This is a genomic window from Pseudomonas sp. 8(2025) (genome assembly GCF_052665325.1).
Map to the genome: position 1 here is coordinate 67,497 of NZ_JBQOIE010000003.1, position 23,394 is coordinate 90,890.

Annotated in this window: 27 protein-coding genes; 11 read left to right on the forward strand and 16 right to left on the reverse strand. The window is 58.2% G+C overall.

Annotated elements, in window-relative coordinates:
• Positions 1–14 precede the first annotated feature (14 nt).
• The 13 genes from ACUXVH_RS07160 to ACUXVH_RS07220 form a co-directional block, all read right to left on the reverse strand.
• Positions 15–1,337 carry a phage major capsid protein gene (locus tag ACUXVH_RS07160; protein ID WP_445494377.1) on the reverse strand — a complete coding sequence of 441 codons (1,323 nt, stop codon included), beginning with the start codon at positions 1,335–1,337 and terminating at the stop codon, positions 15–17.
• 65 nt (positions 1,338–1,402) lie between these two features.
• Positions 1,403–2,347, reverse strand: coding sequence for a S49 family peptidase (locus ACUXVH_RS07165; RefSeq protein ID WP_445494379.1), 945 nt, complete (start codon positions 2,345–2,347; stop codon positions 1,403–1,405).
• Positions 2,344–3,612, reverse strand: a complete 1,269-nt coding sequence (locus ACUXVH_RS07170) for a phage portal protein (RefSeq protein WP_445494381.1) — start codon at positions 3,610–3,612, stop codon at positions 2,344–2,346. Before ACUXVH_RS07170 ends, ACUXVH_RS07165 begins: the two co-directional genes overlap by 4 nt.
• A gap of 2 nt (positions 3,613–3,614) precedes the next feature.
• A complete protein-coding gene (locus ACUXVH_RS07175) occupies positions 3,615–3,791 on the reverse strand; it encodes a hypothetical protein (protein ID WP_445494383.1) in 177 nt (58 codons plus the stop codon).
• Positions 3,788–5,635 carry a terminase large subunit gene (locus ACUXVH_RS07180; RefSeq protein WP_445494385.1) on the reverse strand — a complete coding sequence of 616 codons (1,848 nt, stop codon included), beginning with the start codon at positions 5,633–5,635 and terminating at the stop codon, positions 3,788–3,790. Before ACUXVH_RS07180 ends, ACUXVH_RS07175 begins: the two co-directional genes overlap by 4 nt.
• A complete protein-coding gene (locus tag ACUXVH_RS07185) occupies positions 5,598–6,131 on the reverse strand; it encodes a phage terminase small subunit P27 family (protein ID WP_068587777.1) in 534 nt (177 codons plus the stop codon). Before ACUXVH_RS07185 ends, ACUXVH_RS07180 begins: the two co-directional genes overlap by 38 nt.
• Before the next feature lie 155 nt (positions 6,132–6,286).
• Positions 6,287–6,655: an HNH endonuclease signature motif containing protein gene (locus ACUXVH_RS07190; protein ID WP_445494387.1), complete on the reverse strand. Its 369-nt coding sequence runs from the start codon at positions 6,653–6,655 to the stop codon at positions 6,287–6,289.
• Positions 6,636–6,980 carry a phage holin family protein gene (locus ACUXVH_RS07195; protein WP_268562457.1) on the reverse strand — a complete coding sequence of 115 codons (345 nt, stop codon included), beginning with the start codon at positions 6,978–6,980 and terminating at the stop codon, positions 6,636–6,638. The genes ACUXVH_RS07190 and ACUXVH_RS07195 overlap by 20 nt, the downstream gene beginning before the upstream one ends.
• Before the next feature lie 520 nt (positions 6,981–7,500).
• On the reverse strand, positions 7,501–7,860 hold the full coding sequence (locus ACUXVH_RS07200; RefSeq protein WP_445494390.1) for a PA0613 family protein: 360 nt from the start codon (positions 7,858–7,860) through the stop codon (positions 7,501–7,503).
• On the reverse strand, positions 7,853–10,069 hold the full coding sequence (locus ACUXVH_RS07205; protein ID WP_445494392.1) for a VapE domain-containing protein: 2,217 nt from the start codon (positions 10,067–10,069) through the stop codon (positions 7,853–7,855). The genes ACUXVH_RS07200 and ACUXVH_RS07205 overlap by 8 nt, the downstream gene beginning before the upstream one ends.
• A complete protein-coding gene (locus tag ACUXVH_RS07210; RefSeq protein ID WP_445494394.1) occupies positions 10,059–10,286 on the reverse strand; it encodes a TraR/DksA family transcriptional regulator in 228 nt (75 codons plus the stop codon). Before ACUXVH_RS07210 ends, ACUXVH_RS07205 begins: the two co-directional genes overlap by 11 nt.
• Complete coding sequence (locus ACUXVH_RS07215; RefSeq protein ID WP_445494396.1) at positions 10,270–10,797, reverse strand: phage regulatory CII family protein; 528 nt, start codon at positions 10,795–10,797, stop codon at positions 10,270–10,272. Before ACUXVH_RS07215 ends, ACUXVH_RS07210 begins: the two co-directional genes overlap by 17 nt.
• Positions 10,798–11,123: 326 nt before the next feature.
• Positions 11,124–11,348, reverse strand: a complete 225-nt coding sequence (locus ACUXVH_RS07220) for a helix-turn-helix transcriptional regulator (RefSeq protein ID WP_445494398.1) — start codon at positions 11,346–11,348, stop codon at positions 11,124–11,126.
• Between the two features lie 102 nt (positions 11,349–11,450).
• Between ACUXVH_RS07220 and ACUXVH_RS07225 the strand changes: the two genes are divergently transcribed.
• The 9 genes from ACUXVH_RS07225 (at position 11,451) to ACUXVH_RS07265 (ending at position 16,549) form a co-directional block, all read left to right on the forward strand.
• The gene (locus ACUXVH_RS07225; protein WP_445494400.1) at positions 11,451–12,200 is read left to right on the forward strand and encodes a helix-turn-helix domain-containing protein; all 750 of its coding nucleotides are present in this window, start codon (positions 11,451–11,453) and stop codon (positions 12,198–12,200) included.
• Between the two features lie 245 nt (positions 12,201–12,445).
• Positions 12,446–13,030: a hypothetical protein gene (locus ACUXVH_RS07230; RefSeq protein ID WP_445494402.1), complete on the forward strand. Its 585-nt coding sequence runs from the start codon at positions 12,446–12,448 to the stop codon at positions 13,028–13,030.
• Positions 13,031–13,039: 9 nt separating this feature from the next.
• Complete coding sequence (locus ACUXVH_RS07235) at positions 13,040–13,324, forward strand: DNA-binding protein (RefSeq protein WP_445494404.1); 285 nt, start codon at positions 13,040–13,042, stop codon at positions 13,322–13,324.
• A 158-nt stretch (positions 13,325–13,482) separates the two neighbouring features.
• Entirely contained in the window at positions 13,483–13,809 is a 327-nt protein-coding gene (locus ACUXVH_RS07240) for a pyocin activator PrtN family protein (protein ID WP_445494406.1), read from the forward strand.
• A gap of 45 nt (positions 13,810–13,854) precedes the next feature.
• Positions 13,855–14,274, forward strand: a complete 420-nt coding sequence (locus ACUXVH_RS07245; protein ID WP_445494408.1) for a hypothetical protein — start codon at positions 13,855–13,857, stop codon at positions 14,272–14,274.
• Positions 14,271–14,492 (forward strand): hypothetical protein, encoded by a 222-nt coding sequence (locus ACUXVH_RS07250; protein WP_445494410.1) that lies wholly within the window; start codon positions 14,271–14,273, stop codon positions 14,490–14,492. The genes ACUXVH_RS07245 and ACUXVH_RS07250 overlap by 4 nt, the downstream gene beginning before the upstream one ends.
• The gene (locus ACUXVH_RS07255; protein ID WP_445494412.1) at positions 14,492–15,346 is read left to right on the forward strand and encodes a hypothetical protein; all 855 of its coding nucleotides are present in this window, start codon (positions 14,492–14,494) and stop codon (positions 15,344–15,346) included. The genes ACUXVH_RS07250 and ACUXVH_RS07255 overlap by 1 nt, the downstream gene beginning before the upstream one ends.
• On the forward strand, positions 15,330–15,524 hold the full coding sequence (locus ACUXVH_RS07260) for a DUF4224 domain-containing protein (protein WP_065364539.1): 195 nt from the start codon (positions 15,330–15,332) through the stop codon (positions 15,522–15,524). Before ACUXVH_RS07255 ends, ACUXVH_RS07260 begins: the two co-directional genes overlap by 17 nt.
• 11 nt (positions 15,525–15,535) lie before the next feature.
• Positions 15,536–16,549, forward strand: coding sequence for a tyrosine-type recombinase/integrase (locus ACUXVH_RS07265; protein WP_445494415.1), 1,014 nt, complete (start codon positions 15,536–15,538; stop codon positions 16,547–16,549).
• Positions 16,550–16,777: 228 nt separating this feature from the next.
• Here ACUXVH_RS07265 and ACUXVH_RS07270 read toward each other — a convergent pair whose 3' ends face one another.
• A complete protein-coding gene (locus ACUXVH_RS07270; RefSeq protein WP_445494417.1) occupies positions 16,778–17,503 on the reverse strand; it encodes a hypothetical protein in 726 nt (241 codons plus the stop codon).
• Positions 17,504–17,689: 186 nt separating this feature from the next.
• Here ACUXVH_RS07270 and mutS point away from each other — a divergent pair, with 186 nt between their 5' ends.
• Both mutS and fdxA read left to right on the forward strand, forming a co-directional pair.
• Positions 17,690–20,257 (forward strand): DNA mismatch repair protein MutS, encoded by a 2,568-nt coding sequence (gene mutS, locus ACUXVH_RS07275; protein ID WP_445494419.1) that lies wholly within the window; start codon positions 17,690–17,692, stop codon positions 20,255–20,257.
• A 143-nt stretch (positions 20,258–20,400) separates the two neighbouring features.
• Positions 20,401–20,724: a ferredoxin FdxA gene (gene fdxA, locus ACUXVH_RS07280; RefSeq protein ID WP_011059555.1), complete on the forward strand. Its 324-nt coding sequence runs from the start codon at positions 20,401–20,403 to the stop codon at positions 20,722–20,724.
• Between the two features lie 512 nt (positions 20,725–21,236).
• Here the strand turns inward: fdxA and rpoS are convergent.
• Positions 21,237–22,244 carry an RNA polymerase sigma factor RpoS gene (gene rpoS / locus ACUXVH_RS07285; RefSeq protein WP_011059554.1) on the reverse strand — a complete coding sequence of 336 codons (1,008 nt, stop codon included), beginning with the start codon at positions 22,242–22,244 and terminating at the stop codon, positions 21,237–21,239.
• Positions 22,245–22,350: 106 nt separating this feature from the next.
• Positions 22,351–23,211, reverse strand: a complete 861-nt coding sequence (locus ACUXVH_RS07290) for a peptidoglycan DD-metalloendopeptidase family protein (protein WP_065364543.1) — start codon at positions 23,209–23,211, stop codon at positions 22,351–22,353.
• Between the last annotated feature and the right edge of the window lie 183 nt (positions 23,212–23,394).

Consider the following 23,394-nt stretch of genomic DNA (forward strand, 5'->3'; position numbering starts at 1 on the left):
CGCGGGGCCTAGGTTTACATACCCTTGCCCCACTTCACGGCCACCGCCACCACGATACTTTCAACGTGACGCGGCCCGAAGTCGTGCTTAGCGATAACTCGCACCAAGGTCTGGTTGCGCTGGAAGGCGCTGACCATATTGCCCTCGGCGTCTTTGTAGGAAGCTTCACTGCTGAAACCGATGGTCAGGTCCATGTCCTCGCCGATCATGCAGTCTGCGAAGTTGATAAAGTAGATTTCGGTTTCATCACCGTCTGCACCGAGGTTGACCGGAATCTGAGTGCTGAGACCGACCGGGTAGCCCTTGAGCATGCCCTGATCGATTTCCGGATAGGCCTTGTTGCCATTGCCGTCTCGTATCGATTGCAACCAGCGCAGCACACGCGGCGCCATCAACCAGCCGCAAGACTTCATCTGCACGTTCGCCGCCTCAAGGCGCAGCATCATGCCGCCCAGGAACAGATCGATCTTCTCCAGGGTGATTCCGGTCACAACCGGCGCTGGCAGGACGTTGAAAGGCGCTGCCCAGTGGCGCGCGCCCTTCGGTAGCACACCGGAGCCATCCGCACGAATGAAGTGCAGATCCTCCGAAAGGCCCATGCTGACTGTCAGGTCGCTAGCCACGATGGAATCAACACGCGGGTTAACGCCGCTCATCGCCAGCAGGTCATTGGAAATCGGCACGATAGCTGCGGCAGTTTTGGCCGACAGCTTGGTGTCTGCGAAGGTCATGCCGGTGACCGGAATATCAGTATCGCTACCGATGTAGGTAACAACGGTGTTGCCGGTAATGCGCGGCATGGTCAGATTGCCGTTGTTCAGCGGCAGACTAGTGACGCCCATTTTCCGCATGATGGAGACGGGCCGTAGTGACTCGATAATGTCGGTCGCAAAGTTCTGCGGCACGAGGACACCGCCCGCGCCGGGCGTGACAACGCTCAAGGCCATATGGACGTCAGATGGATAACCACCGTCCTTGGCCAGTTGCGCCGCCGTCTGCTGATTGCCCTGCGCTGCGGCCAGCAACCGAGTCATTTGCGCCATACCGGTTCCGGGCTTGGCTTTCTCACTGAACGGGCCAGAGATATTGCCCCCCGGCGGAGTGGCTATACCCTGCGCCGACTCGTTGACTGGCACAGCACCTGCGGCCGCCAGGCGCTCGGCCGACTCGGCCCGACTGATCTTGGCTGTGAGATCATTGATCTTGGTTTCCAACTCGGTGAACTGCTGCAACTGCTCGACGCTCAACGCACCGCCGTCGGCCTCGATCTTCGCCAGTATCTGCACCTGGGCGACCAGGCTGGCGCGCTCGTTACGCATTTGAAGTACAAGGGACATGCTGCCTCCTGGGCATAAAAAAACCCGCACTGAGCGGGTTAGGTTCGGTTGAAACAGTGGAGCGATCAGGCCAGCGCCTGCATGGCCAGTGCCGTCGCTCGTATGCTGATTCGATTCGACTGGCGGGCGGCACGACTCTGCGCGACGGCCCGCGACAACTCGTCAACAGCGTGTTGCGGGTTCTGCATCCTGTCAGCGAGGCCCGCATTGATTGCATTCTGGCCGCGATACAAAGCGGCCTCAGTTGCGATCACCTGGGCGAGCGGCAGGCCGCGATACTCGGAAACGGCACCAACGAACATCTGGTAGCTTTCCTGTACCAAGTCGTTAAGAAACGCCAGCGACTGTTCGCTGATCGGCTCATGTGGTGACAGGTCATTCTTGTGTGCCCCGGCGTAGACCGTAGTCACCTTGACACCCATGCCTTCCTCAAGCTTGGAGCGGTCCATGTGGCTGGCTATCACGCCGATTGACCCAACACCGCTAGTACGGCTTACCACCAGCTCACTACAGGCCGAGCCGAGCAGATAGCCCCCGCTGTAGGCCATAAAGTTGACCAAACCGGTTATGGGCTTCTGAGCAGTCATTGCTCGAATGTCTTCGGCCAACTCAAAGGCGCCAACAGCCGCGCCGCCTGGGCTGTCGATATCCAACACGACATGCTCAACCAGGGGATCGGCCACAGCACGCTGCAGCTGGGCGCGCAGGCCCTCATAACTGGTCATCGTCTCGCAGGCGTTAAGGTGACTACCACGACTGACCAGCACCCCACTAACCGGGATCACTTCGATCCCGGTCTGCGCAATGGCTGTTCGGCGCTGCTCGTCCGCGTAAGCCACACGATCTAACGGCTCGTCGCCCTGCCACATCTGAGCTGCGCCGCCTAGGTTGATGATGTTGAGGCTCATGGTCTGGTTGGCCCAACGCACGCCCAGGTCGAGCATGTCAGGCGTCACCAGCAAGGGCTGATTGAACAGCAGGCTGGATGCCCGCAGATAACGTTTACTCATTGGGCAAGAATCCTCTCGATCTCGGCGTGCTGCATCTCCAACTGAGCGCGCACGGCCGGGTTGCTCAGATCCGGCTGCTTGCCGGCATCGACCATATTTAGGGGCTGCAGGTAAATATCACCGCCCGGAATCGGCGGCATGTTCTCCAGGCGCCGGATATCGTTCACGCTCAGCCATCCCCACTGGCGGCCGATGGCGTAGGCCTCATAGCGGCTTTTTTGATCACCACGCAGCAGGCCGGACAGGTTGAACTCAATAAAGTATTCCCGCCGGTCCTTCGGCAGCAGGAAATCGCGCATCATTGCCTGTTCGTGACGCTTCACCCAGGGCAACAGCGCGAACACCACAAACTGGATCATTAGCTGTTCCAGGGTGTTGTAGTTCGACTTTTCCAGATCGTTGACCATGGGCAACGGGATCTTGTAGATCCGCGCAATATCCATACCCGTCAGTTTCAAGATGCCAAGGATCTCAGCGTCTACGTTGGTCATTGACACGGGTTTGAAGGTCATCCCCTCTTGCAGCAGGGCGACTTTCTTAGCATTGTCCATGCCGCCAAACTTCTGGCCCCACTGATCAACAAGCTTGTCGATGGTCCCTTGATCCTTGATCGCCGGAGCTTCGCGGGGACGCTCGATCACACCGGACACGGCCACACCATTGGCAAAGCTCTTGCCGGTGTACTGCCGCACGGCCTGGGCCAGCCCGACCGCCTCAGCATGCAGCTCAATGGGCGACATGCCGACATAGGGGTTGGTGCCGAACCAACGAACATGATGCACCATCCGCATGGGCAGCGACTCGCCGCCGCTGATCCGGTAATACGGCAGCAGGTCAGCCCCCTTTAGAACCTGCACCTGATCATGCTTGAGCGACCATAGGGCGGTGACATTGCCGTCCTCGCGGCGGTCAATAAAGCTGTAGGCATTCCCGCGTAAGCCGGCCGATCCTTGGTGCCGCTCCATATACTCATAGGGGGTCTGAAAGGGGTTAGGCTGATACCGCAACACGTCGTACAACGGGTGACTGACTGCGGGCTCCCGCTGCCCCTTCTCCTTGCGCTGGAACAGCTCCAGCGGCAGCTGTGCCACTGTCTCGGCCAATAGGGTTAAACAGTTCTGCAGGATCGGCAGGGCAAGCGCGGTTTCGGGAGTCACTGCCACCCCCGCGGAATTTCGACCACGACCGACCAGGCCACGCCAAAAACCGCTGTCGGGCTCGGTCAACGTGCCGGCGCCCGAGGCGCGTAGACTGGAGAAAAACATGTTTAGCCACCTCCCCTAGCAGCCTGCCCCGCCGAGGCTTGATCGGCCAGCTTCGACCAGACCAACAAGCCAACACCGGCAACGATGAATGCGGCCGGCTGATACACCTGCCAAACGCCTGCCACCAGCAGCACAAACCCCAGCAGGCCCACCAGCCAGGACAAAACAACCAACTTCATATACCCACCCCTTCGTCGTACACCGACGTGCCGGAAGCCTCGGAAATATCACCACTGATGCCGGTGGCCATTACCGCAGCAACGATGCCGTCGATTCGGCCAGTAGCCTTGGATTTATCGACCTTTCGGTTATTGGCCGGGTCGAACACGATCACCGCATTGCCCGCGTTCCAGGTCATGACCGGGTTGTCGTCATGCAACAAGGTCTCGACCGTCTCAACAGGGGTCGAGACTTCGGAAACGACCTGATAGTCGCCTGGGTCCAGGTCGATTACGTCCTGCTCGATCACGCCCGGCGATTCAACCTTGCGCCCCAACAACCTACGCTCGAATTCATCGACAGCGGGCCCCATGTCCTTGAAGCCCTGGCCGAAGGGCACCAGCTCCGGCAGCGTGATTGCCTGATCATTCATCAGTTGCAATAAGTCCTCTATGCGCCAACGGTCGTAGGCGATCCGGCGCACGTCGAAGTAATCGCAGATTGTCTGCAGGCGGCGCAGCACATGCAGCTTGCTGATAGCCCGGCCGGGGGTAGTCTCCAAGTGGCCTTCCTTGATCCACTGTAGGTACGGCACACGGTCGCGCTTCTCCCGCCCGGCCAGGTCTTCGTCCGGTATCCAGAAGTACGACAAAGAGCGCCAATGCGGATCGTGTGGCACCGGACTGAACATCAGCACAAAGGCGGTTAAGTCGGTGGTGCTGGAAAGGTCCAGGCCGCCCACACACGGCCGGCCGCGTAGGACACGCATAGGCACCCGCTCTGCGGCACCGCTCCAGATCTCCCAGGACAACCAGGGCGAGGTGGCTTGCGTCCACTCGCAGAAATTCAGGCGCCGTACTACGGCCTCCTTTGCGGGCAGCCCCTTGGCTTCCGCTACCTGCTCCCGCAGGTACTTACGGCCCGGGATGCCATCGCTCTGCCCCTCTAGAACAAAGTCCAGTGAGGGGTTCACCTTCGGCCAGCAGGATTCATCCTTGAACGGGTCATCGCCCTTATCCAGCGAGCAGATATAGGCAAAAAAAGCGTCGTTCTGCTCCTTGCCTTCACAGATCCTCGCGCCCAGGTCGTGATACTGACCACACACCGAACCTTTGTCCGAGCCGCTGTTTGTGATCATCACAATCAGCGCTCGGCGTCGAAACTTCGTACCGGCCCGCATCATGTTCACTGCGCTGGCCGTCTTGTGTTCGTGCAGCTCATCGATCAAGGCGATATGAGGTCGAGGGCCTGACTGTCCATCGTCGGAACTGATCGGACGGAAAAAGCTGTTCGTACCGGGGTAGAACAAGTTCCACACCTTTTCATCACGGCCGGACTGCACCAGACGAGCCGACAGATGCGACGACATGTTCACCATGCTGACTGCATCGCGGAACAGGATTTGAGCCTGATCCTTTTTCGTCGCGGCTGCGTACACCTCTGCCCGCTGCTCACCATCAGCCACCAGGCCATATAGACCAATCCCACCAACCAATGGCGACTTGCCCGAGCCCTTCCCTGTTTCGATATACGCCTGGCGGAAACGGCGATAGCCATCGTCGGTGTACCAGCCGAACAGGCTACCGACAATGAACGCCTGCCAAGGCGCCAAGCGAAACGGCAACCCCTCAAAGTCGCCGCCGTTCAGACACAACACGTCTTCAAAGAATCCGATGGCACGTTGTGCGGCCTCGGCGCTCCAGATCAGCCCGCGTTGCTGGCCAGTCTCCAAATCCTGCAGGTGACGGCGCGCCGCGTTGCGCACGTCCGGACCCGCAACGATTGAGCCTGCCAGCACGCGGTCGGCAAAACCCTTTACACGGCAATCAGCTGAAATATGCGGCGGCGGCGTCTCGTTCTGCATTGGGGAAAAGATCTCCTTGCGCTGCAGGGGCAGCTTTCAGGTTCCGGCGCGCCAGAGGCGACAAGCCAAACTGAGCGCCTGCAGCATTGGCGCGCTTCTCGGCATCGTTGGCCAACTGCCGCAGAACGTGGGTCTGCTGGGCACCGGTCTTGAAGGTCTGGACCTCACCGCCTAAGCCATCCAGCGATTCGGAATTGCGCTTCGCAATCAGTCGCTGAAAGCGCAGCCAGTCTCCATAGGCCTGGCAGTAAGTGGCCAGCGCCATCTGGTCGAGCCGTGACACCCAGCCCAGCGCAAGCAGCGCCTCGGTAATGCGCGTCCATTCGGAAGCCGCGTCATCGGAAAGGAACTCCGGCATAGGCGGCACGCCAACCGGAACCGCAGGATCTTTGATTTCGTTCATCAGCTGGGCGGGCGAAAGCTTGCTGCGATTTCCCTTGAGCAGATGCACCGACGCGGGCAGGCCAGGCCGCCCAGAGTTACCGTTTCCGGCCATGGAAACCTCCAATATCTGATACCCCCCCACCCTCATTTTTCCCGGTTTTGCACACGGAGGGGGGCGAGCGGTCTAGAAGAGGAGCGGAAGGAAGTTTTTTACCCCCCCTACCCCTATAAATGAGAATTTTTCACAACAACCCAACCGCCGGGGCGTCACCGGTTCCAGTGGTGCCCGGGGTCCAGTGGCCGGCCATCGGCGGCGCACCCGGGAAGGCGCCCGCTCTTTTCGGCCCGTTGCTTTGTCGAGTCATGGCAGAACTTGCACAGGCTCTGCCAGTTCGAGCGACGCCAGAACAGTTTCCAGGCCAGATTGATTGCCGCAGGGTCGCCGCTGTCCTTGGCTTCTTTCAGCTTGGGCGCGACCTTGTGGTCTACAACCGTCGCCGCCACTGGCCGCTGATCCGTTGAACACATGGAACAAAACGGATGCTCGCGCAAGAAACTATCCCGCGCCCGCTGCCACTTGTAGCCGTATCCACGTTCGGAGCTGTTGCCGCGACGCTCACTGTCCTGGCTGGCCATTGTCTGGCACCTCACAAACACCGAGACGCTTTGCTGCCCAACGCTCGTACAGACCGATGGCGACATCAGCGCCAGCCATGGCGGTCAGACATCCCAACGCGCCAGCCGTCCAGACCGACAGACCGGCAGCGATCAGCAGCATCATTGCCGATAGCCCACAGACGATGCAGGCACCGGACCGCAGCGCCAGGCGCCGCAGCAGCGCCCAACCCCGGGCGCCGTCCTTGTCTGCTCGCCACATCTCACCGGATACACCACCGACCAGGGCCAGGACGATCACCAGCCAAATGGGCATTTCCGCAAGCGCTTGCTGCTCGTTCGTCATCACCTACCCCTTAAACGCAAAAACCCGGCGCAATGGCCGGGTTTAGTGTGTGGGCGCCTGCCGCTATCTGCGGTCGCACCTATCGAAGATGGCTGTATTAAACAGGTCGATTCCGGTGGCAGCAACCTAGTTTTAATGCCACCCGGTGAATATCTGGCGAACGTCTAGGCAATGTCGGCGAATATCTTTACTTCGGCTTTCAGCGCCTCGGGCGCTGTCCTTCCTGTCCCACTAATGCAGTGTCAGGTAGGACAGCTACAGGCCCCGAAATATGGGGCCTTGCCCAACTGTCCTACTTATTTATTCTCTTTCTCGCGTATAGAAAGAAAAGATAAAGGCACGCTTGCGCGCACACGCGCGCAATGTGTGTGCGCTACGCTCATATGCGCGCATGACGTGTGCGGAGGTAGGACGGTAGGACAGGCCAGGAATGACAAGGCCCGCGCTTGTCCTTCCACGTAAAAACGCGGGCAGACAAGGCGAGCCAGTAGGACAGTTACAAACGCTTTAAGGCCAAGCCTCAAGCCGCCCTCCCAATCAGCATGCCCTCAATGAACAGATGCGCATCATGCAGACGCTGATAGTAAGTATCGCGCCCACAACCACAGTGCGCGTACCGTAGCCGCATATTGAAGTCGTGACAGCAATAGTGCTCGCGCACGACCGTAGCAAGTTGCTCGTCAAGATGCTTAGTCACTATCAGCTCAATATCCATCGAGCTTTCAAGCGGCACTCTACTTGCACGCCTTCCACGGATCAACTGGCCGTTACTTTCCATCATCATGGCGACCATGTTGCCACCGGCCAATCCACCTGCAGAGAAATCGCTGTGAAGCTCCAGTGCCCAAACCTTTAGAAGCGCGTCGATCTCCTTAATCATCGAAACAGGGCTCCTCAGACCGTTCCTGCGCCTCGACAGTGCCACCCCATCCGTCTGGCTTCTTGTAGGCCCAAGGCCGCACGCCACTCTTTGCAAGCGCCGGCTGCCGCACTTTTCGCCACCCCAACCGATGCATGATCGCACCGACACGCATTTGCTCCGGTTTCCCCCAATGCCCAAAATCAAGTTTCAACGCATCAGACAGGATCTGACTGCCCGTGGTGGTCTTGCCCAGGTGCGATTCCTCCAGCCACTTAAGAATCGGCCCTTCCCACTCGTCCACCACAAAGCGTTCATCCTGAGCCTCGGCAAATAACGGAGCCTCGTCCCGGACCACCCACCAGATATCGCCAGCCTCATAGCAGAACATCGCCTCGGCCCACAGCTGGTCGCGGATCTCCCGCAGCTGTTCCAGCTCGACTTTGGTGCAGGCCACTGGCCAATAGCGGCGGTTGCCCGTGGCATCTTTAAGGTACTCGTCTTGGTTGGTGGTGCCGACGAACACACATTGCCGGGGCACATCCATAGTTCTGCGACCGTAGCTCTCGCGGTAGGTATCAACCGATGCCGAGAAAAATTGCTTGGCCTTGGTGGATTCGGCTTTGTTGAAGCTATCCAGTTCGCCCAGCTCGACGATCCATTTGCCACGGATCGCCTGGAAACCGTCCTTGTCGCCCAGGGCAAAGGGGGTATCCATGAACCACGCGCCGCCAAGGATACCCATCGCCGTAGACTTACCAGCGCCCTGGGCCCCTTCCAGGATCATTACCGAGTCTGCCTTGCAGCCGGGCGACATTACCCGGCCCACGGCGGAAATCATCCAGCGTTTCCCTACCTTCTGGCTGTATTCGGTTGGTGCAACACCCATGATTGTCGTCAACCAACTATCCAGCCGGGGCGTTCGGTCCCATTCCAGGGATCGCAGGTAGTCCCGTACAGGGTGAAACGCTTGGTCATGGGCTACCACGCTCACCGCCTCGATTACGTGGCCAACCTTTACCCTCAGGTTGTACTGCTGGGCCAGCCATTTCATTACTAGCATATCGTCGATATCCGCCCAATCACCGGTTGACCCACCATATGGGGGCACCCGCAGCTTGACGATCTTGGAGCTAAACGAGCTAAACCCGATCACCCCAGCCCATCGCGGATCGTTGCTCAGGATTAATTCAACGTTCTGCATATGAGCGATCAGCATGCCGCTATCAGTACGAGCCAACATATCCTTCCAACCACCGGCTGCCGGAGGCTTGACCACGGCTAGCACCTGGCGCCGGACCGCCTCCAAACCTTCGGCGCAATGCAGGTCGTTGAAGTCGGTCCATTTGATTTCACGTTCACCCGAAAAGATCGGCGCTACGACCTGCCCCCCGACGACCGTCGCCGCATTCTCTGCGCGCTCCTTGCCCGGATTCCAGGCCTCGCCATTGGGGCGTGTGGTCTTCCAGTCGTCATCCCGACAAAGAATGATTGGCCGACCAGGGAAACGCTCGCGCATTGCTTTGGCCACCAACATCAGGTTGCCGGCATCAAAGGCGATAGCCACAGTCAGCGAAGTCGCCATGTGCAGGCTGGCGCCAGTCGCGTAGCCTTCGCAGACCAGAACCGGCTCCCCGGGTTCAGGATGGGGCCCAATCAGATGGAAGGCGCCCTCTTTCGACATCCCATAGGGCCAGTAGGACTTGTCTCGTCCGGTGTCTTCTTGCTTCTGCGGATAGATAACCTGCAGGCCGACAATTTGGTCCCGGACATTGCACATTGGGACCAAGAACGCCCCCGAGCGCGGCGCATAGCGAACCCCGAACCCAATGATCTGCTTTCGATCCAGATAGGCGCTTTTGCCCTTTGCCGGCATGCGCTTGAACATCGCGGATGCTCGATTGGCTGCACGACGCGCCGCGTTAGCAGCCACTTCGGCGGCCCTGCGCTTGGCTTCCTCCTGCCTAGCGCGCATAACCTCGCGCTCCTCTGCGCTCATGCGCCCGGCCTTAACCTTGATTTTCTGCGTCTCACCGGAACGCCAATCGCCAAAGCTGCCGAAGATCAGGGTTTCGCCCTTCTCCGTGCGATGCTCATGCACCACATACCAGCCGTTTTTCTCCCGGCCCTTGTCCTGCGCCGTCTTGCAGCGGGTCAACTTACCGAAAACCAAAGGCTGCGCGGGCTCTAGGCCATAATCGCCAAACTGCGCCAATACCTCATCGAGCATAACGAGTCCTCCTTGCATCCTCGACTTGCTGGCAGTCCACACACAGCGTGCAGCCAGGCTGCGCGAGCTGGCGCGCCTCAGGAATGGGACCATCGCAATCGATACAGATCGGGAAGGAATGCCCGGATGCCCGGGACCTGGCCAGTAGGCGCGCCGCCATAGCCTGATCTAAATGCTCCTGAACCAAGTCAGTAGCGAAATCAACGACGTCCGGCATGATCCGCCCCCCGAGTCGTCTGATTGACGTAGCTGGCACGATTGAACAGCCCCAGCAGCCCCTGGATACCCCGAAACACCTGCAGCCGGATCTCTGCCAGCTCAGCATCGCTGACTACACCGTCGCCAATGCTCTTAGCCCAGGTATCAGCAAGGTCCGCCACCTGGCGGAAGTACACCGCGATACCAGTGGTCAAGGTTTCCGGCATGTCGTTGGTGTAGGTGTCCGACAGCTCCTGCCAGATCGTGTCGCCGACCAGGGCATGCACAGCATCGAGGATGCGCCGATCCTTGGTTAGCTCTAGGATCTCGCCAAACTCCTGAACGTTGACGCTATGGCCAGGATGGGTTGGGGACAGCTTGTGCTGCAGCGTGGTGGGGTTTCGGCCGGTGGTGGCGGCGATGGCGGCAGCTCCCCCGGGATAGTCCCGGGCAGCATGGTAAAGCGCGAGATCGAGCGGCAAGACTTCCCGCTTGGCTCGCTCAACACTATTCAGAGCAATTCGGCTCATGGCATTAATCCTTATAAGTTGCCAGTGCCGCGCAGCATGTAGTGGTGATACATTTACTGCGTGGCTTGAAAGGGCCCAAACGCCGACCAGATCCTCAAGATCGAAGCCGGCACCGTGCCGAGGCGAACAATCCGTTGTTTACCTCTGGCGCAACAGCTGCCCTATCTGTGGTGGAGAAAGGCAGCAACTCAAGGCATCCAAGCCTTGAAACGCGGTAGTAGTAGACGTTTTTGCATGTGGTGTGCGCGCCTACTCAAACCGCGACCTGGCAACACTGTGGTGGTGTATACCGGGAGGAACGAGGCGGCCTTAAGGTCGCCTTTTTTCTACGCCGCGCACGTAACCTCGGCGTCAGGGGGGAAAACATCATCAAGTGAACAGATCACCCCGAGCCTGTTTAGCGCCCGAACAATGGATCGGCATTCAGCTAGACCAGCCGTTCTGCGCCCGGCCTCATAGTTACTCAGCCGCGTCTGCGTCCAGCCAAGCTCAGCGACAAGCGCTATTTGTTTGATACCGGCTCTATCTCTATAAACAGCTATCAGGTTCATCCAGAGACCTCCTTGAACTCAGCGCCATAATAAGCACGAATCGTGAACATTACAACACGGTTCGTGCTGAGAAAAAATCTCATATCGTGGTAAAAAATGCCTATGAACACATTAGGAAATCGCATTAAGCAATTAAGAAAAGGCTTAGGCATGAGCCAGCAGGCGCTTGCTCATGCCTGCGGCTGGGATTCCCAGTCACGAATCGGAAACTATGAGAAAGGAACCCGGCAGCCCAACCTTCAAGACCTTGAAATAATTGCTACCGCCCTTGGTGTATCACTGCCGGACCTAGTTGCTGGACGTGATCGCTCTGAACTCAACTCGTTACCAGACCATATACAGGGCCGAGTTCGCTCCGAAGATCGTTCTGCGCGAGAGTACGGGCGCACCAGCGACAAAGGGCAGCCAGTAGGAAGCAACATCGGCTGGGCAAAAGCGGGGAGAGTTCCGGTTGTAGGCAGCGCACAGTTAGGCGCTGAGGGATATTTTGAGGCGCTGTCGCTCCCCACCGGCTCAGGGGATGGCTTCCTGAACATCCATAGCGATGACCCCGACGCCTACGGCCTCAAGGTCACAGGCGACAGCCTATTGCCCAGGATCAAAAACGGAGAATTCGTTCTAGTCGAACCCAGCAAGGGTTTCGATAGCGGCGATGAGGTTATGGTTAAAACGACGTCCGGTAAAAGCATGATCAAAGAGTTCATCTACCTACGCGATGGCATGTATAGACTCGATAGCATCAATGCAGAACAGGCCACCATTCACCTGCCTGAAAATGAAGTCATACAGATTCATCTAATTGGGGGAATCTTGAAATCATCACGATTTCTCCATAGCGCAACGGACGATTAGCACAATATGTGTTGACCTTTAAAGCACGCTGCGTGATATTTGCCTCACTCTTCCACCACAGAGCGAGGCAACACCATGCACACCAATGCATCACTGCACGTCCACCCGGCCGCTGCAAACCCTGATCGAATCTTTGAGATCCGCCGTCTGGCGCAACGATTCGGCTGCCCTTACATCCCTCTCAAACCAAAGCCCCAACCCCATCACTGCGCCCCCTTTGGCCCGAACGGCGGGGGTAGCGCGGCATGAACAGATTCTCAATCGACAACCGCACGCTGCAGCTACTCAAAGCCCAGGTCAACCTGAGCCAAACCTTTAACCACACGCTGCGCAACTCACCCGAGCGCACGGCATTAAGGTTTCGCCTGAACGTTGACCGCGGCCCTGCAGAAAGCTCCTTTGTCATCGAGCTGGGCAGCGAGCGCCACACCCTTACCCTGGCCAACGACAAGAAAACCCACCTCAAGCTGGCAGATTTCATTGAGGGCGTGGCCAACTTCCCAATCGATCCCAATGCCCTGCTTCAACCCCTACCCCACGCCGAGCGCGAGTATGGGACGTTCAGCGCAGAGCAACGAGAGCGGGTTTTTGGCCTGGTTTGCCTGGGCGGATTCCTTGACCTTGATATGGGTTTCTCGTTGCCGATTAGGGCAGCGATCCACCGCACCCGGAGCCGTGCAGGCGCAACCATCATCCTCAGCATCGGCCATCGCAGCCCAAGAACTAAATGCTTCACGGTTTACGGCTCCGATGCAGAGATCTACAAGGCCGCCTGCGAATCCATCAACCACCTGGCCACGCTGGCGACTCCCGCCGCGCACGCTGCTTAGGGGGCCGCTATGGATCGCAACCTTAAAGAAACGGCCCGGTACTTCGGTATCACCCGGCCGCAGTTGATCGCCCTGATGCGGGAGAAAGACCTGCTCAATGCCAAGCGTCTACCAGCCTACCCAACACGGGACCGGGAATACCTGGGGACCAAGCAAGGCCAGTGGTTCCACCCGAAGCTAGGCATGCAGTACAGCCAGTCAACGAGGGTTCACCAGGCCGGAATTCCGTGGCTTGCGGAGCAATTAGGGCTCGATCTTCCTGCCATCCCGGCAGACCGCCGTGACGTGGCCTAGGGAGTACGCCCGCCAGATCCTCGCTTTACGGACCAAAGAGGAGCGCAACGCTGCGCTCCTTGAGGTTCCGGAGCATCTGCGGGAGCTGACAAAAGCCCATTGTCTGAACACCTGGAACCATCCGAAACGCCGCCAGCGTCTGGAGAGCCAACAAACCGATGAGTAACGCTAACCAAAGCCCGCTGCGCCTGATGCCAGCGCCGGAAACGTCCACCGTTGAGCTGCTATTCCGCACCTTCGGCGACGTGCTGATCCCCCTGGACAAGCTGCGCGCGCAGTACTTTCGCAACCTCAACGAGCAGACGTTTGTCGCTGAGATCACCAGCGGCCGCATTCAGCTACCAGTCATGACGCTAGACAGCAGCCGCAAGGCGCCGAAGTACGCGCATATCCGACACGTTGCCGCCCTGATCGATATTCGCGCCTACAAGGCCGACGAGGAACAGGCCAGGCAGCAGACCGATACACCCGAGCAAAACCAGTAACCCAACGGCTGCCACCACCAGCCACGCAAACTAGGAGTGCACCACATGACACAACTACAGATCTTCGCCTTGATCGGGCTGATCATCACCAGCGGCCTTGTTCTCGGAGTCGGCTACCTCATTGGCCACAACCGAGGCCGAGAAAGCGGAATAGACGAAGGAAAAGCAATCCAGCACTCGGACAGCACCGAAGCCCTGCGCGAGAAGCAACTGCAGCTTGAGCAGGCCCAGGAGCATTACCAAAAACTCTATGGCCACTACAAGCGAGCCCGGGCCGCTTCACAGCTCGGAGAACAGGACCGGCAGCAGTTGCTCTGCATCGCCGAAACACTGCGCGTAGCGGCCGGAGCGTTCAGCGCTTTCCGCACCTGCAAGGGCCTTGAGAGAAACGCCCACATCCAGCGGGACCAATTACTGGCCATGGCCGACCTACTCCAGCCAGCCGAGCAGGAGAAAGCCGCATGAGCCGCCCACCTGTACTGCTACGCCTCACACCACAGGCGGCCGGCGAGCTGCACCAGCAGCACCAGAAAGCCAACGCTGAACTGCGCGCCCTGACCCGCTACCGGAAAGAGTTTGAACGGCAGGTAAAGACCCTGATCGGCAGCGAGGCTTTCCGCCGGCTGCAGAAGAACACCGACAACGCGCTGTTGCTGGCCGACCTGGCCAAGGAGGTCGCGTGATGGATCGCCACAAGATCGAGACGCCAGAGAAAAGCGGCATGCAGGCTGAACAGTTCCACCACCAGGACAAGGCCGCTTTGCTCTGCAACGCCAGCAGGATCGCCGCGCCTGTAAACAACAGCCTCTGCTGCACAGCAGCAGGCATTATTGCTCTTTGCAGCAGCACCACCGAAGCACTTACACCCCACGAAAAGCTGCGCGAGGCAGCAACCCCTGATGCAACGCTGATCGCTCAGATTCGCCCGCCCGCGCAGCTTGTGGAGGGGTATAAGCACCTGCCCGAGTGGGACGCGCTGTTCGGCAAATACGGCGACACGCTGCGCCCGTTCGTGGCGTTGATGGTCCGAGAGCTGAAGGCCAATAGCCATAAGGGTGACCGCGAGGGTTGGCTTGGTATGACTGCCGCAACGGCCTTCAACGAGATCACGCACCACCACGACAAGCTCGGCGAGGCGCTTTCCGCCCTGGACTATCCGCAGATTAGCGAATACGCAGCCGACGTGGCCAACTGCTGCATGATGCTGCTAGATGTCATGGGGCTTCTATCCTCCAGCGCAGAGCCGAGCGCGCCGGCCATGCGTAACGAAATGATCAGCGTGCCGCGTCACAAGCTGGAGGCGATGGCGTTCGGACGCATGGAGTTCGACGAGTTCAGCCAGTACATGGATGAGCTTCAAGCCCTTCTCGCCAAGCCTGATCCAACTGTTGGGCGCAACAAGTGCGGCGTACAGATGGTTGACTGCCCCGAATGCGGTCACCAGTGGGACCACTTCTTCGAATGCAGGAACAGGCCAGACTCTCTTGAGGCGGCAACGTCCTTAGACGTTGGGGGCCCATATGTTTCTGACACCTGAAGAAGTGGCCGAACTGACGGGCTACAAGCGCTACGGCGCCCAAATCCGATGGCTGACCGCCCACAAATACGGTTTTGCAGTTGGTGGAGATGGTCACCCGAAAGTCCTGCGGCAGGTTGTGATCGGCAGGATGGGTGGGGTTCAATCAAGGAAGGAGCCGGAGCTTCGGCTGGGGTGAGGTGAGAACAGATGCGTCCTCGGAAGAAAGATCGGCACCTGCCCGCATGCATGTACGAAAAGCATGGGGCTTACTACCTGGTGCGCAAAGGTAAATGGAAACGCCTGGGAAGTGACTTCCAGGCGGCTCTGGCAGAGTATGCGAAGATCATCGACAGCGGCAGCCAAGGCGGCATGGGCAAGCTGATCGATGACGCTTTAGAGCAGATGTCGAAGAAGCTCAAGCCAAACACCATTGTTCAATACCAGGCTGCAGCCGTAAGGCTGAAAGAAGCCTTTGCAGAGTTCGAACCTCGCGACGTACTGCCCAGGCACGTCGCGAAACTCAAGATGCACATGGCGGACACTCCGAATATGTCCAACCGCGTGATATCTGTTCTGAGAGGCGTATTCACCTACGCCCTGGAACAGCAGATGGTTGACTTCAATCCTTGCACCGGCATCCGCCGACACCCCGAAAAGCAGCGCGACAGGTACATCACCCACGCCGAGCTTGCCGCGATCTGCGGTAAATCGAGCGACAACATGAGGGTGATTTATGAGATGTGTTACTTGACCGGGCAGCGCATCGGCGATGTTCTGTCGATACGGCTGGCGGATATTACAGCCGAGGGGATTGCCTTCACTCAAGAGAAGACCGGCGCCCGCCTGATCGTTCGAATGACTCCAGATCTAGAAGAACTGATCAGCAGGATCAAGGCCCTGCCACGGAAGATCCGCGGCTTAACCCTGTTCTGCTCACCTCGCGGCGGCAAACCGGTACATTACAGCTCGGTGAAAGACGCCTTCGCGCTTGCATGCAAGCGGGCCGAGGTGGCCGACGCAACCATTCATGATCTGCGCGCCAAGTCTCTGACCGATACCGACGACCAGGGCAACGATGCACAAAAGCTGGGCGGTCATGCTGATGCAAAAATGACACAACGCTATATACGCCTACGTCAAATCGATGTAGCCACTGGACCGACCCACTTGCAACTCGGCCACCTCGAAGAAAAGCAGCTCACAAAAAAGCCCCTCAAGTGAGGGGCTTTTTTTATCGTACGATCAAGCTACGAGGAAAGGCTCTGCGAGGCCTGATGCCGCACAGATCTGATGAATGTCCCGAGAAGCTTGCTTGTAATCAGCAATTGCTTTTCTGGCCTTTTCCACGTTGGCTTCACGCTTTTCTTGTGAAATGGGTTTCAGATTTCGCAGTGATTTCCCAACCATATGCCTATCTCCCTTTCATACTCATAAGTTACTTACTATTTTTTAGACGGGAATCAAGCAGTCTTGGTTCCCTAGGTAGGCGTCTTTGAGGCGAGCTAGCCAATGACGATACATTAGCCCGTCCTTTTCACAAATCAAGTTTTCTTCAGGAGCTTCTCGCGGGGTCCCGTCAAGAGTTTCATACAAGAACCAATCATATACATCTGAAAACAGATCATCGAAAAGCTGGAACTGTTTCTCTAGGGGGCCTTTCAGTGGATGATTAGCGTCAACCTCGTTAGCAAAACAGAAGTATTCACCTTTCTGAATCCGTCTAGGTCGGTGGTACATAACCACACCTGGCTTGAGCGGGTACAACGACTTGACGTTAGGATTCTCTCGCACCAAAAACCACAACCAAATAGTTGCAGCCGCACTCATAATGTAGCGACCAAAGGTGATGACTACCTGCCCCTTGGTTCCCTGCAATGCATCAATGAGGTCAATCATTGTTGTTACGCACCCGCCACCATTGTGGCGCAAGTGAAGCTCAAAAAGACATTCAGCTTCAGCCGCGTTCAACTGATCGATTATTGGTTGCACTGACGCTCGCGAGATCTCATTGGAAATCTCCAACCTCACTCTAATAGGAGGGGCGGCCTCGACGCAGACCTCCATGGGAGGGGCGGCCTCGACGCCGACCTCCATGGGAGGGGCGGCCTCGACGCCGACCTCCATGGGAGGGGCGGCCTCGACGCCGACCTCCAAGTCATTTGCTGCAGCTTCCAATGCTTTCTCTACCCAACACTTGATGTGAGGCAGCATGGTACATGGCGAAAAAGGCAGTGCCAATATGCAATCATCGTATTTCGACTCAAAAATGAGGTCCGCATAAAGCTCAAAATCTTGGCAAAATGCGACTCAATAATAGACAAATTCATCATGTCAAATAGACATACGAACGTAAGCCATTGAATGATAGACCTTTCTAAGCACACTCCAATGATGCAGCAGTACTGGCGCCTCAAGAACCAGCACCCTGATCAGTTGATGTTCTACCGCATGGGCGACTTCTACGAGATCTTCTATGAAGACGCGAAGAAGGCCGCCAAGCTGCTGGACATTACCCTGACGGCGCGCGGGCAGTCGGCCGGCCAGGCGATTCCCATGTGCGGTATTCCTTACCACGCCGCCGAGGGCTACCTGGCCAAGCTGGTAAAGCTCGGCGAGTCGGTGGTGATCTGCGAACAGGTGGGGGACCCGGCGACCAGCAAGGGCCCGGTGGAACGCCAGGTGGTGCGTATCATCACGCCAGGCACCGTGAGTGACGAGGCTCTGCTGGATGAGCGCCGCGACAACCTGATCGCCGCCGTGCTGGGCGACGAGCGTCTGTTCGGCCTGGCGGTGCTGGACATCACCAGCGGCAACTTCAGCGTCCTGGAGATCAAGGGCTGGGAGAACCTGCTGGCCGAGCTGGAGCGGATCAACCCAGTGGAGCTTTTGATCCCCGATGACTGGCCACAAGGCTTGCCGGCGGAAAAACGCCGCGGTGTGCGACGCCGTGCCCCCTGGGATTTCGAGCGGGACTCGGCGCACAAGAGCCTCTGCCAGCAGTTCTCTACCCAGGACCTCAAGGGCTTTGGCTGCGAAACCCTGACCCTGGCCATCGGCGCCGCCGGTTGCCTGCTCAGCTATGCCAAGGAAACCCAGCGTACCGCCCTGCCCCACCTGCGCAGCCTGCGTCATGAGCGCCTGGATGACACCGTGGTGCTGGACGGTGCCAGCCGTCGCAACCTGGAACTGGACACCAACCTGGCGGGCGGGCGCGACAACACCCTGCAATCGGTGGTCGATCGCTGCCAGACCGCCATGGGCAGCCGTTTGCTGACCCGCTGGCTGAACCGCCCGCTGCGCGACCTCAAGGTCCTGGAAGCGCGCCAATCCTCTATTACTTGCCTGCTGGACGGCTACCGTTTCGAACGGCTGCAACCGCAGTTGAAGGAAATCGGCGATATCGAGCGGATTCTGGCGCGAATCGGCCTGCGCAATGCCCGTCCGCGGGACTTGGCCCGTCTACGTGATGCCCTGGCTGCACTGCCCGAGCTGCAAGAAGCCATGACCGAGCTGGAGGCCACTCACCTCAATCAGCTGGCCGCCACCACCAGCACCTACCCGGAACTGGCCGCTCTGCTGGCCAAGGCCATCATCGACAATCCGCCGGCGGTGATCCGTGACGGCGGTGTACTCAAGACCGGCTACGACGCCGAGCTCGACGAGCTGCAGTCGCTGAGCGAGAACGCCGGACAGTTCCTGATTGACCTGGAAGCCCGCGAGAAAGCCCGTACCGGCCTGGCCAACCTCAAGGTCGGCTACAACCGTATCCATGGCTATTTCATCGAGCTGCCAAGCAAGCAGGCCGAACAGGCCCCGGCGGACTACATTCGCCGCCAGACATTGAAAGGCGCCGAGCGCTTCATCACTCCGGAACTCAAGGAGTTCGAAGACAAGGCGCTATCGGCCAAGAGCCGTGCCCTGGCCCGGGAGAAGATGCTCTACGACGCGCTGCTGGAAACCCTTATCAGCCATTTGCCGCCGTTACAGGATACCGCTGGTGCCCTGGCTGAGCTGGACGTGCTGAGCAACCTGGCCGAGCGCGCCTTGAATCTGGACCTCAACTGCCCACGTTTTGTCAGCGAACCTTGCATGCGCATCACCCAGGGTCGTCACCCGGTGGTGGAGCAAGTGTTGAGCACGCCGTTCGTGGCCAACGACCTGAGCCTGGACGACAACACGCGGATGCTGGTGATCACCGGTCCGAACATGGGCGGTAAATCCACCTATATGCGCCAGACGGCCCTGATCGTGCTACTGGCCCATATCGGCAGCTTCGTCCCGGCGGCGAGCTGCGAGCTGTCCCTGGTGGACCGGATCTTCACCCGTATCGGCTCCAGCGACGACCTGGCCGGCGGCCGTTCGACCTTCATGGTGGAAATGAGCGAAACCGCGAACATCCTGCACAACGCAACGGAACGCAGCCTGGTGCTGATGGACGAAGTGGGACGCGGTACCAGCACCTTTGACGGACTTTCCCTGGCCTGGGCTGCGGCAGAACGTCTCGCCCACCTGCGCGCCTATACCCTGTTCGCCACCCACTATTTCGAACTGACGGTACTGCCGGAAAGCGAGCCGCTGGTGGCCAACGTGCACCTCAATGCCACCGAGCACAATGAGCGCATTGTGTTCCTGCACCATGTACTTCCAGGCCCAGCCAGCCAGAGCTATGGGCTGGCGGTAGCCCAGCTGGCCGGGGTTCCCAGCGCAGTCATCACCCGCGCCCGGGAGCACTTGAGCCGCCTGGAAACCACCAGCTTGCCCCATGAAGTGGCACCTCAAGCGCCGGGCAAACCCTCGGTTCCGCAACAAAGCGACATGTTCGCCAGCCTGCCGCACCCGGTGCTCGACGACCTGGCCAAGCTGGATCTGGATGACATGACGCCACGCCGAGCGCTGGAAATGCTCTATACATTGAAGACACGCATCTAACGCGAACGCCTTCAAGCTGTTAGAATCTCGCGCGGTTTGGGATGCTGCGGACTATTAGCCTGGTTGCGCAGACTATCGCTCCCAAACCTGGCGACCCCGTCATGTAGGGGCTCCGCTGCCGCCGCCTGAGGAGAGAATTAGAAATGACCTTCGTCGTCACCGACAACTGCATCAAGTGCAAGTACACCGACTGCGTAGAAGTCTGTCCGGTGGACTGCTTTTACGAAGGCCCGAACTTCCTGGTGATTCACCCGGATGAGTGCATTGATTGCGCACTGTGTGAGCCTGAATGCCCCGCTGTAGCGATTTTCTCCGAGGATGAAGTCCCGGAAGAGATGCAAGAATTCATTCAGTTGAACGTCGAGCTGGCAGAGATCTGGCCGAATATCACTGAAAAGAAAGATCCGTTGCCAGATGCCGAAGAGTGGGATGGCGTCAAAGGCAAGATCAAGGATCTCGAACGCTGATTCCCCCCGCGTTCCCAAAAGGCCCCTTGCGGGCCTTTTTGCGTTTCTGGGGCAAGGAAATGCCGGCGGGACTTTTCGACAGACGAAAAAAAGGGGCGGTATGACCCGCCCACATTTTTCCCTAGTCCCTGTGTTCCTTTTCATCGTCCTGATGAATCGCTTCCTGCGATGTCCTGACCATCGTCCTTGATGGCTGTGTCTATCCGTCGACACAGGGCTGATATTAGAGAGTTCCCCGGCAAGAGCAATCGCACTATTCGTGTGAAACTTTGTCGAAACTCATAGCCATTCATAAAAAATATTATATAAATCAACAATATAAAAAACAGCCTACGCAAAACTAGACAACGCAGAAGTAGCCGAGAACCGAATGCGTACGAAAAAGTAATCTTTGGCTTACATGACGGTTGAGAGTTAAGCCAACTTCTCTGGCAATAGCCCATTCAAAACCACAAGCTGCGTGCAATAAAAAGCCCCGAGTCGATCGGGGCTCTTGTGAATCGATCCAGTGGCTACTGAAACAGCGACTCACTGGACAATCCATTCTTCTCGAGAATTTCCCGAAGGCGCTTGAGCCCTTCAACCTGGATCTGCCGAACCCGCTCACGGGTCAGACCGATCTCCAGGCCCACATCTTCAAGGGTGCTGCTCTCGTGTCCTCGCAGGCCGAAACGTCGAACCACCACTTCGCGCTGCTTCTCGGTCAATTCGGAAAGCCACTGATCGATACTTTGTGACAGATCGTCGTCCTGCAACAGCTCACAAGGATCTGTCGGACGGTCGTCGGTCAGGGTATCCAGCAGGGTCTTGTCCGAATCCGGGCCCAGGGAGACATCAACCGAAGAAACCCGCTCGTTCAGGCCGAGCATGCGTTTGACTTCGGCCACCGGCTTCTCCAGCAGATTGGCGATTTCTTCGGGGGAGGGTTCATGATCGAGTTTTTGCGTCAACTCACGGGCGGCGCGCAAGTAGACGTTGAGTTCTTTGACCACATGGATCGGCAACCGGATGGTCCGGGTCTGATTCATGATGGCCCGCTCGATGGTCTGACGAATCCACCAGGTGGCATAGGTCGAGAAGCGGAAGCCGCGTTCCGGATCGAACTTCTCCACCGCTCGGATCAGCCCGAGGTTGCCCTCTTCGATCAGGTCCAGCAGTGACAGGCCACGATTGACATAGCGCCGGGCGATTTTCACCACCAGCCGCAAGTTGCTTTCAATCATGCGCTTGCGCCCGGCCGGATCACCACTTTGCGACAACCGCGCAAAGTGCACTTCCTCTTCGGGGGAGAGCAATGGAGAAAAGCCGATTTCATTGAGGTACAGCTGCGTCGCATCGAGTGCACGCGTGTAATCAATGTATTTATGTTGCTTTAATGAAGCGGAGCTTTTGGATTTGGTGCGAACGGAAGGTGGAGTTGCCCCCTCATTATTCGACATCGAATCCATATCGATGCTGCTCTCCATAAGGAGAACCTCATCGTCGATGTCAAACTCCGGCACTTCTTTACTGAGAGCCATTGTTATAGTCCTTTGGTGAGTTCGACCTCAGGCTCAAGCGGCGCCTTTATCCCTGGCAACGCTGGAGCCTGTTCCCTCTACGTGAGCGGAACAGGCTGGTAACGGATCAACGACGTGGCAGGAATTGCAGCGGATCTACAGGTTTACCTTGTCGGCGAATCTCAAAGTGCAGTTTCACCCGGTCTGTACCAGTTGATCCCATCTCGGCAATTGTCTGTCCGACTTTGACCTGCTGTCCCTCCCGAACCAATAGCTTGCGGTTGTGGCCGTAAGCACTGACGTAGGTTTCGTTGTGTTTGATGATGACTAATTCGCCGTAGCCCCTTAAGCCACTCCCGGCGTAAACCACCGTCCCATCAGACGCAGCTAAAACAGGCTGTCCCAAATCTCCGGCGATATCAATGCCTTTATTCAAACTACCGTTTGAAGAAAATTTTCCAATCAGAACACCGTTCGAAGGCCATCCCCAACCCGTAGGAGCGGGGCCCGCGGGGGTAGCCGGAGCAGGCGCCGGCTTGCTCGCAGGGCTGGTGGTGGTCGCAGTTGCAGGCGTTGTCGTAGTGCCTGCCGGGCGACGAATGACCGTGGTCTTGCTGGAGGAGGAGGCACTGGACTGGGTGCTGGTAACAACCGTCGCCGGCATAGTGCCAGTGCGGCCGTCAAAGCGAATGACCTGCCCGGGATGGATGGTGTAAGGCTCGGCGATGTTGTTGCGAGCGGCCAGCGCCTTGTAGTCCCAGCCATAGCGGAAGGCAATGGAAAACAAGGTGTCTCCGCGACGCACCGCGTACTGCCCGGTGGTCACCGTGGGGCGCTGCGGCGCAACAGTGTTACTGCGCTCGACCACCCCCACGCTGCTGGATTTGGTGCTGGAGCAACCGACCAACAAGGAACTCAAGGCAAGGCCAATCATCAGTCGCTGAAAGCTTGTTGTACCTATACGCTGCGCAATGACTGTGAGACTCACCCGCCGCTCCCTTTGTGGTGGTTGACGATATAGATTGCCTGACTCAGGCGTGAAGTGACGCAAGTATAACTGGACACAGGCGCTTTACCGCTGGCCCAGCACAAGGACAGCCGCAAGAACCTGCCTCTGACCGTCGTATCACTCATTGACGATCGATACGGCACTAAGACACAGCCCGCCAGA

Coding starts and splice junctions, on each gene's coding strand:
- ACUXVH_RS07160 (WP_445494377.1), bottom strand. CDS start 1,337: ATGTCCCTTGTACTTCAAATGCGTAACGAGCGCGCCAGCCTGGTCGCC.
- ACUXVH_RS07165 (WP_445494379.1), bottom strand. CDS start 2,347: ATGAGTAAACGTTATCTGCGGGCATCCAGCCTGCTGTTCAATCAGCCC.
- ACUXVH_RS07170 (WP_445494381.1), bottom strand. CDS start 3,612: ATGTTTTTCTCCAGTCTACGCGCCTCGGGCGCCGGCACGTTGACCGAG.
- ACUXVH_RS07175 (WP_445494383.1), bottom strand. CDS start 3,791: ATGAAGTTGGTTGTTTTGTCCTGGCTGGTGGGCCTGCTGGGGTTTGTG.
- ACUXVH_RS07180 (WP_445494385.1), bottom strand. CDS start 5,635: ATGCAGAACGAGACGCCGCCGCCGCATATTTCAGCTGATTGCCGTGTA.
- ACUXVH_RS07185 (WP_068587777.1), bottom strand. CDS start 6,131: ATGGCCGGAAACGGTAACTCTGGGCGGCCTGGCCTGCCCGCGTCGGTG.
- ACUXVH_RS07190 (WP_445494387.1), bottom strand. CDS start 6,655: ATGGCCAGCCAGGACAGTGAGCGTCGCGGCAACAGCTCCGAACGTGGA.
- ACUXVH_RS07195 (WP_268562457.1), bottom strand. CDS start 6,980: ATGACGAACGAGCAGCAAGCGCTTGCGGAAATGCCCATTTGGCTGGTG.
- ACUXVH_RS07200 (WP_445494390.1), bottom strand. CDS start 7,860: ATGATTAAGGAGATCGACGCGCTTCTAAAGGTTTGGGCACTGGAGCTT.
- ACUXVH_RS07205 (WP_445494392.1), bottom strand. CDS start 10,069: ATGCTCGATGAGGTATTGGCGCAGTTTGGCGATTATGGCCTAGAGCCC.
- ACUXVH_RS07210 (WP_445494394.1), bottom strand. CDS start 10,286: ATGCCGGACGTCGTTGATTTCGCTACTGACTTGGTTCAGGAGCATTTA.
- ACUXVH_RS07215 (WP_445494396.1), bottom strand. CDS start 10,797: ATGAGCCGAATTGCTCTGAATAGTGTTGAGCGAGCCAAGCGGGAAGTC.
- ACUXVH_RS07220 (WP_445494398.1), bottom strand. CDS start 11,348: ATGAACCTGATAGCTGTTTATAGAGATAGAGCCGGTATCAAACAAATA.
- ACUXVH_RS07225 (WP_445494400.1), top strand. CDS start 11,451: ATGAACACATTAGGAAATCGCATTAAGCAATTAAGAAAAGGCTTAGGC.
- ACUXVH_RS07230 (WP_445494402.1), top strand. CDS start 12,446: ATGAACAGATTCTCAATCGACAACCGCACGCTGCAGCTACTCAAAGCC.
- ACUXVH_RS07235 (WP_445494404.1), top strand. CDS start 13,040: ATGGATCGCAACCTTAAAGAAACGGCCCGGTACTTCGGTATCACCCGG.
- ACUXVH_RS07240 (WP_445494406.1), top strand. CDS start 13,483: ATGAGTAACGCTAACCAAAGCCCGCTGCGCCTGATGCCAGCGCCGGAA.
- ACUXVH_RS07245 (WP_445494408.1), top strand. CDS start 13,855: ATGACACAACTACAGATCTTCGCCTTGATCGGGCTGATCATCACCAGC.
- ACUXVH_RS07250 (WP_445494410.1), top strand. CDS start 14,271: ATGAGCCGCCCACCTGTACTGCTACGCCTCACACCACAGGCGGCCGGC.
- ACUXVH_RS07255 (WP_445494412.1), top strand. CDS start 14,492: ATGGATCGCCACAAGATCGAGACGCCAGAGAAAAGCGGCATGCAGGCT.
- ACUXVH_RS07260 (WP_065364539.1), top strand. CDS start 15,330: ATGTTTCTGACACCTGAAGAAGTGGCCGAACTGACGGGCTACAAGCGC.
- ACUXVH_RS07265 (WP_445494415.1), top strand. CDS start 15,536: ATGCGTCCTCGGAAGAAAGATCGGCACCTGCCCGCATGCATGTACGAA.
- mutS (WP_445494419.1), top strand. CDS start 17,690: ATGATAGACCTTTCTAAGCACACTCCAATGATGCAGCAGTACTGGCGC.
- fdxA (WP_011059555.1), top strand. CDS start 20,401: ATGACCTTCGTCGTCACCGACAACTGCATCAAGTGCAAGTACACCGAC.
- rpoS (WP_011059554.1), bottom strand. CDS start 22,244: ATGGCTCTCAGTAAAGAAGTGCCGGAGTTTGACATCGACGATGAGGTT.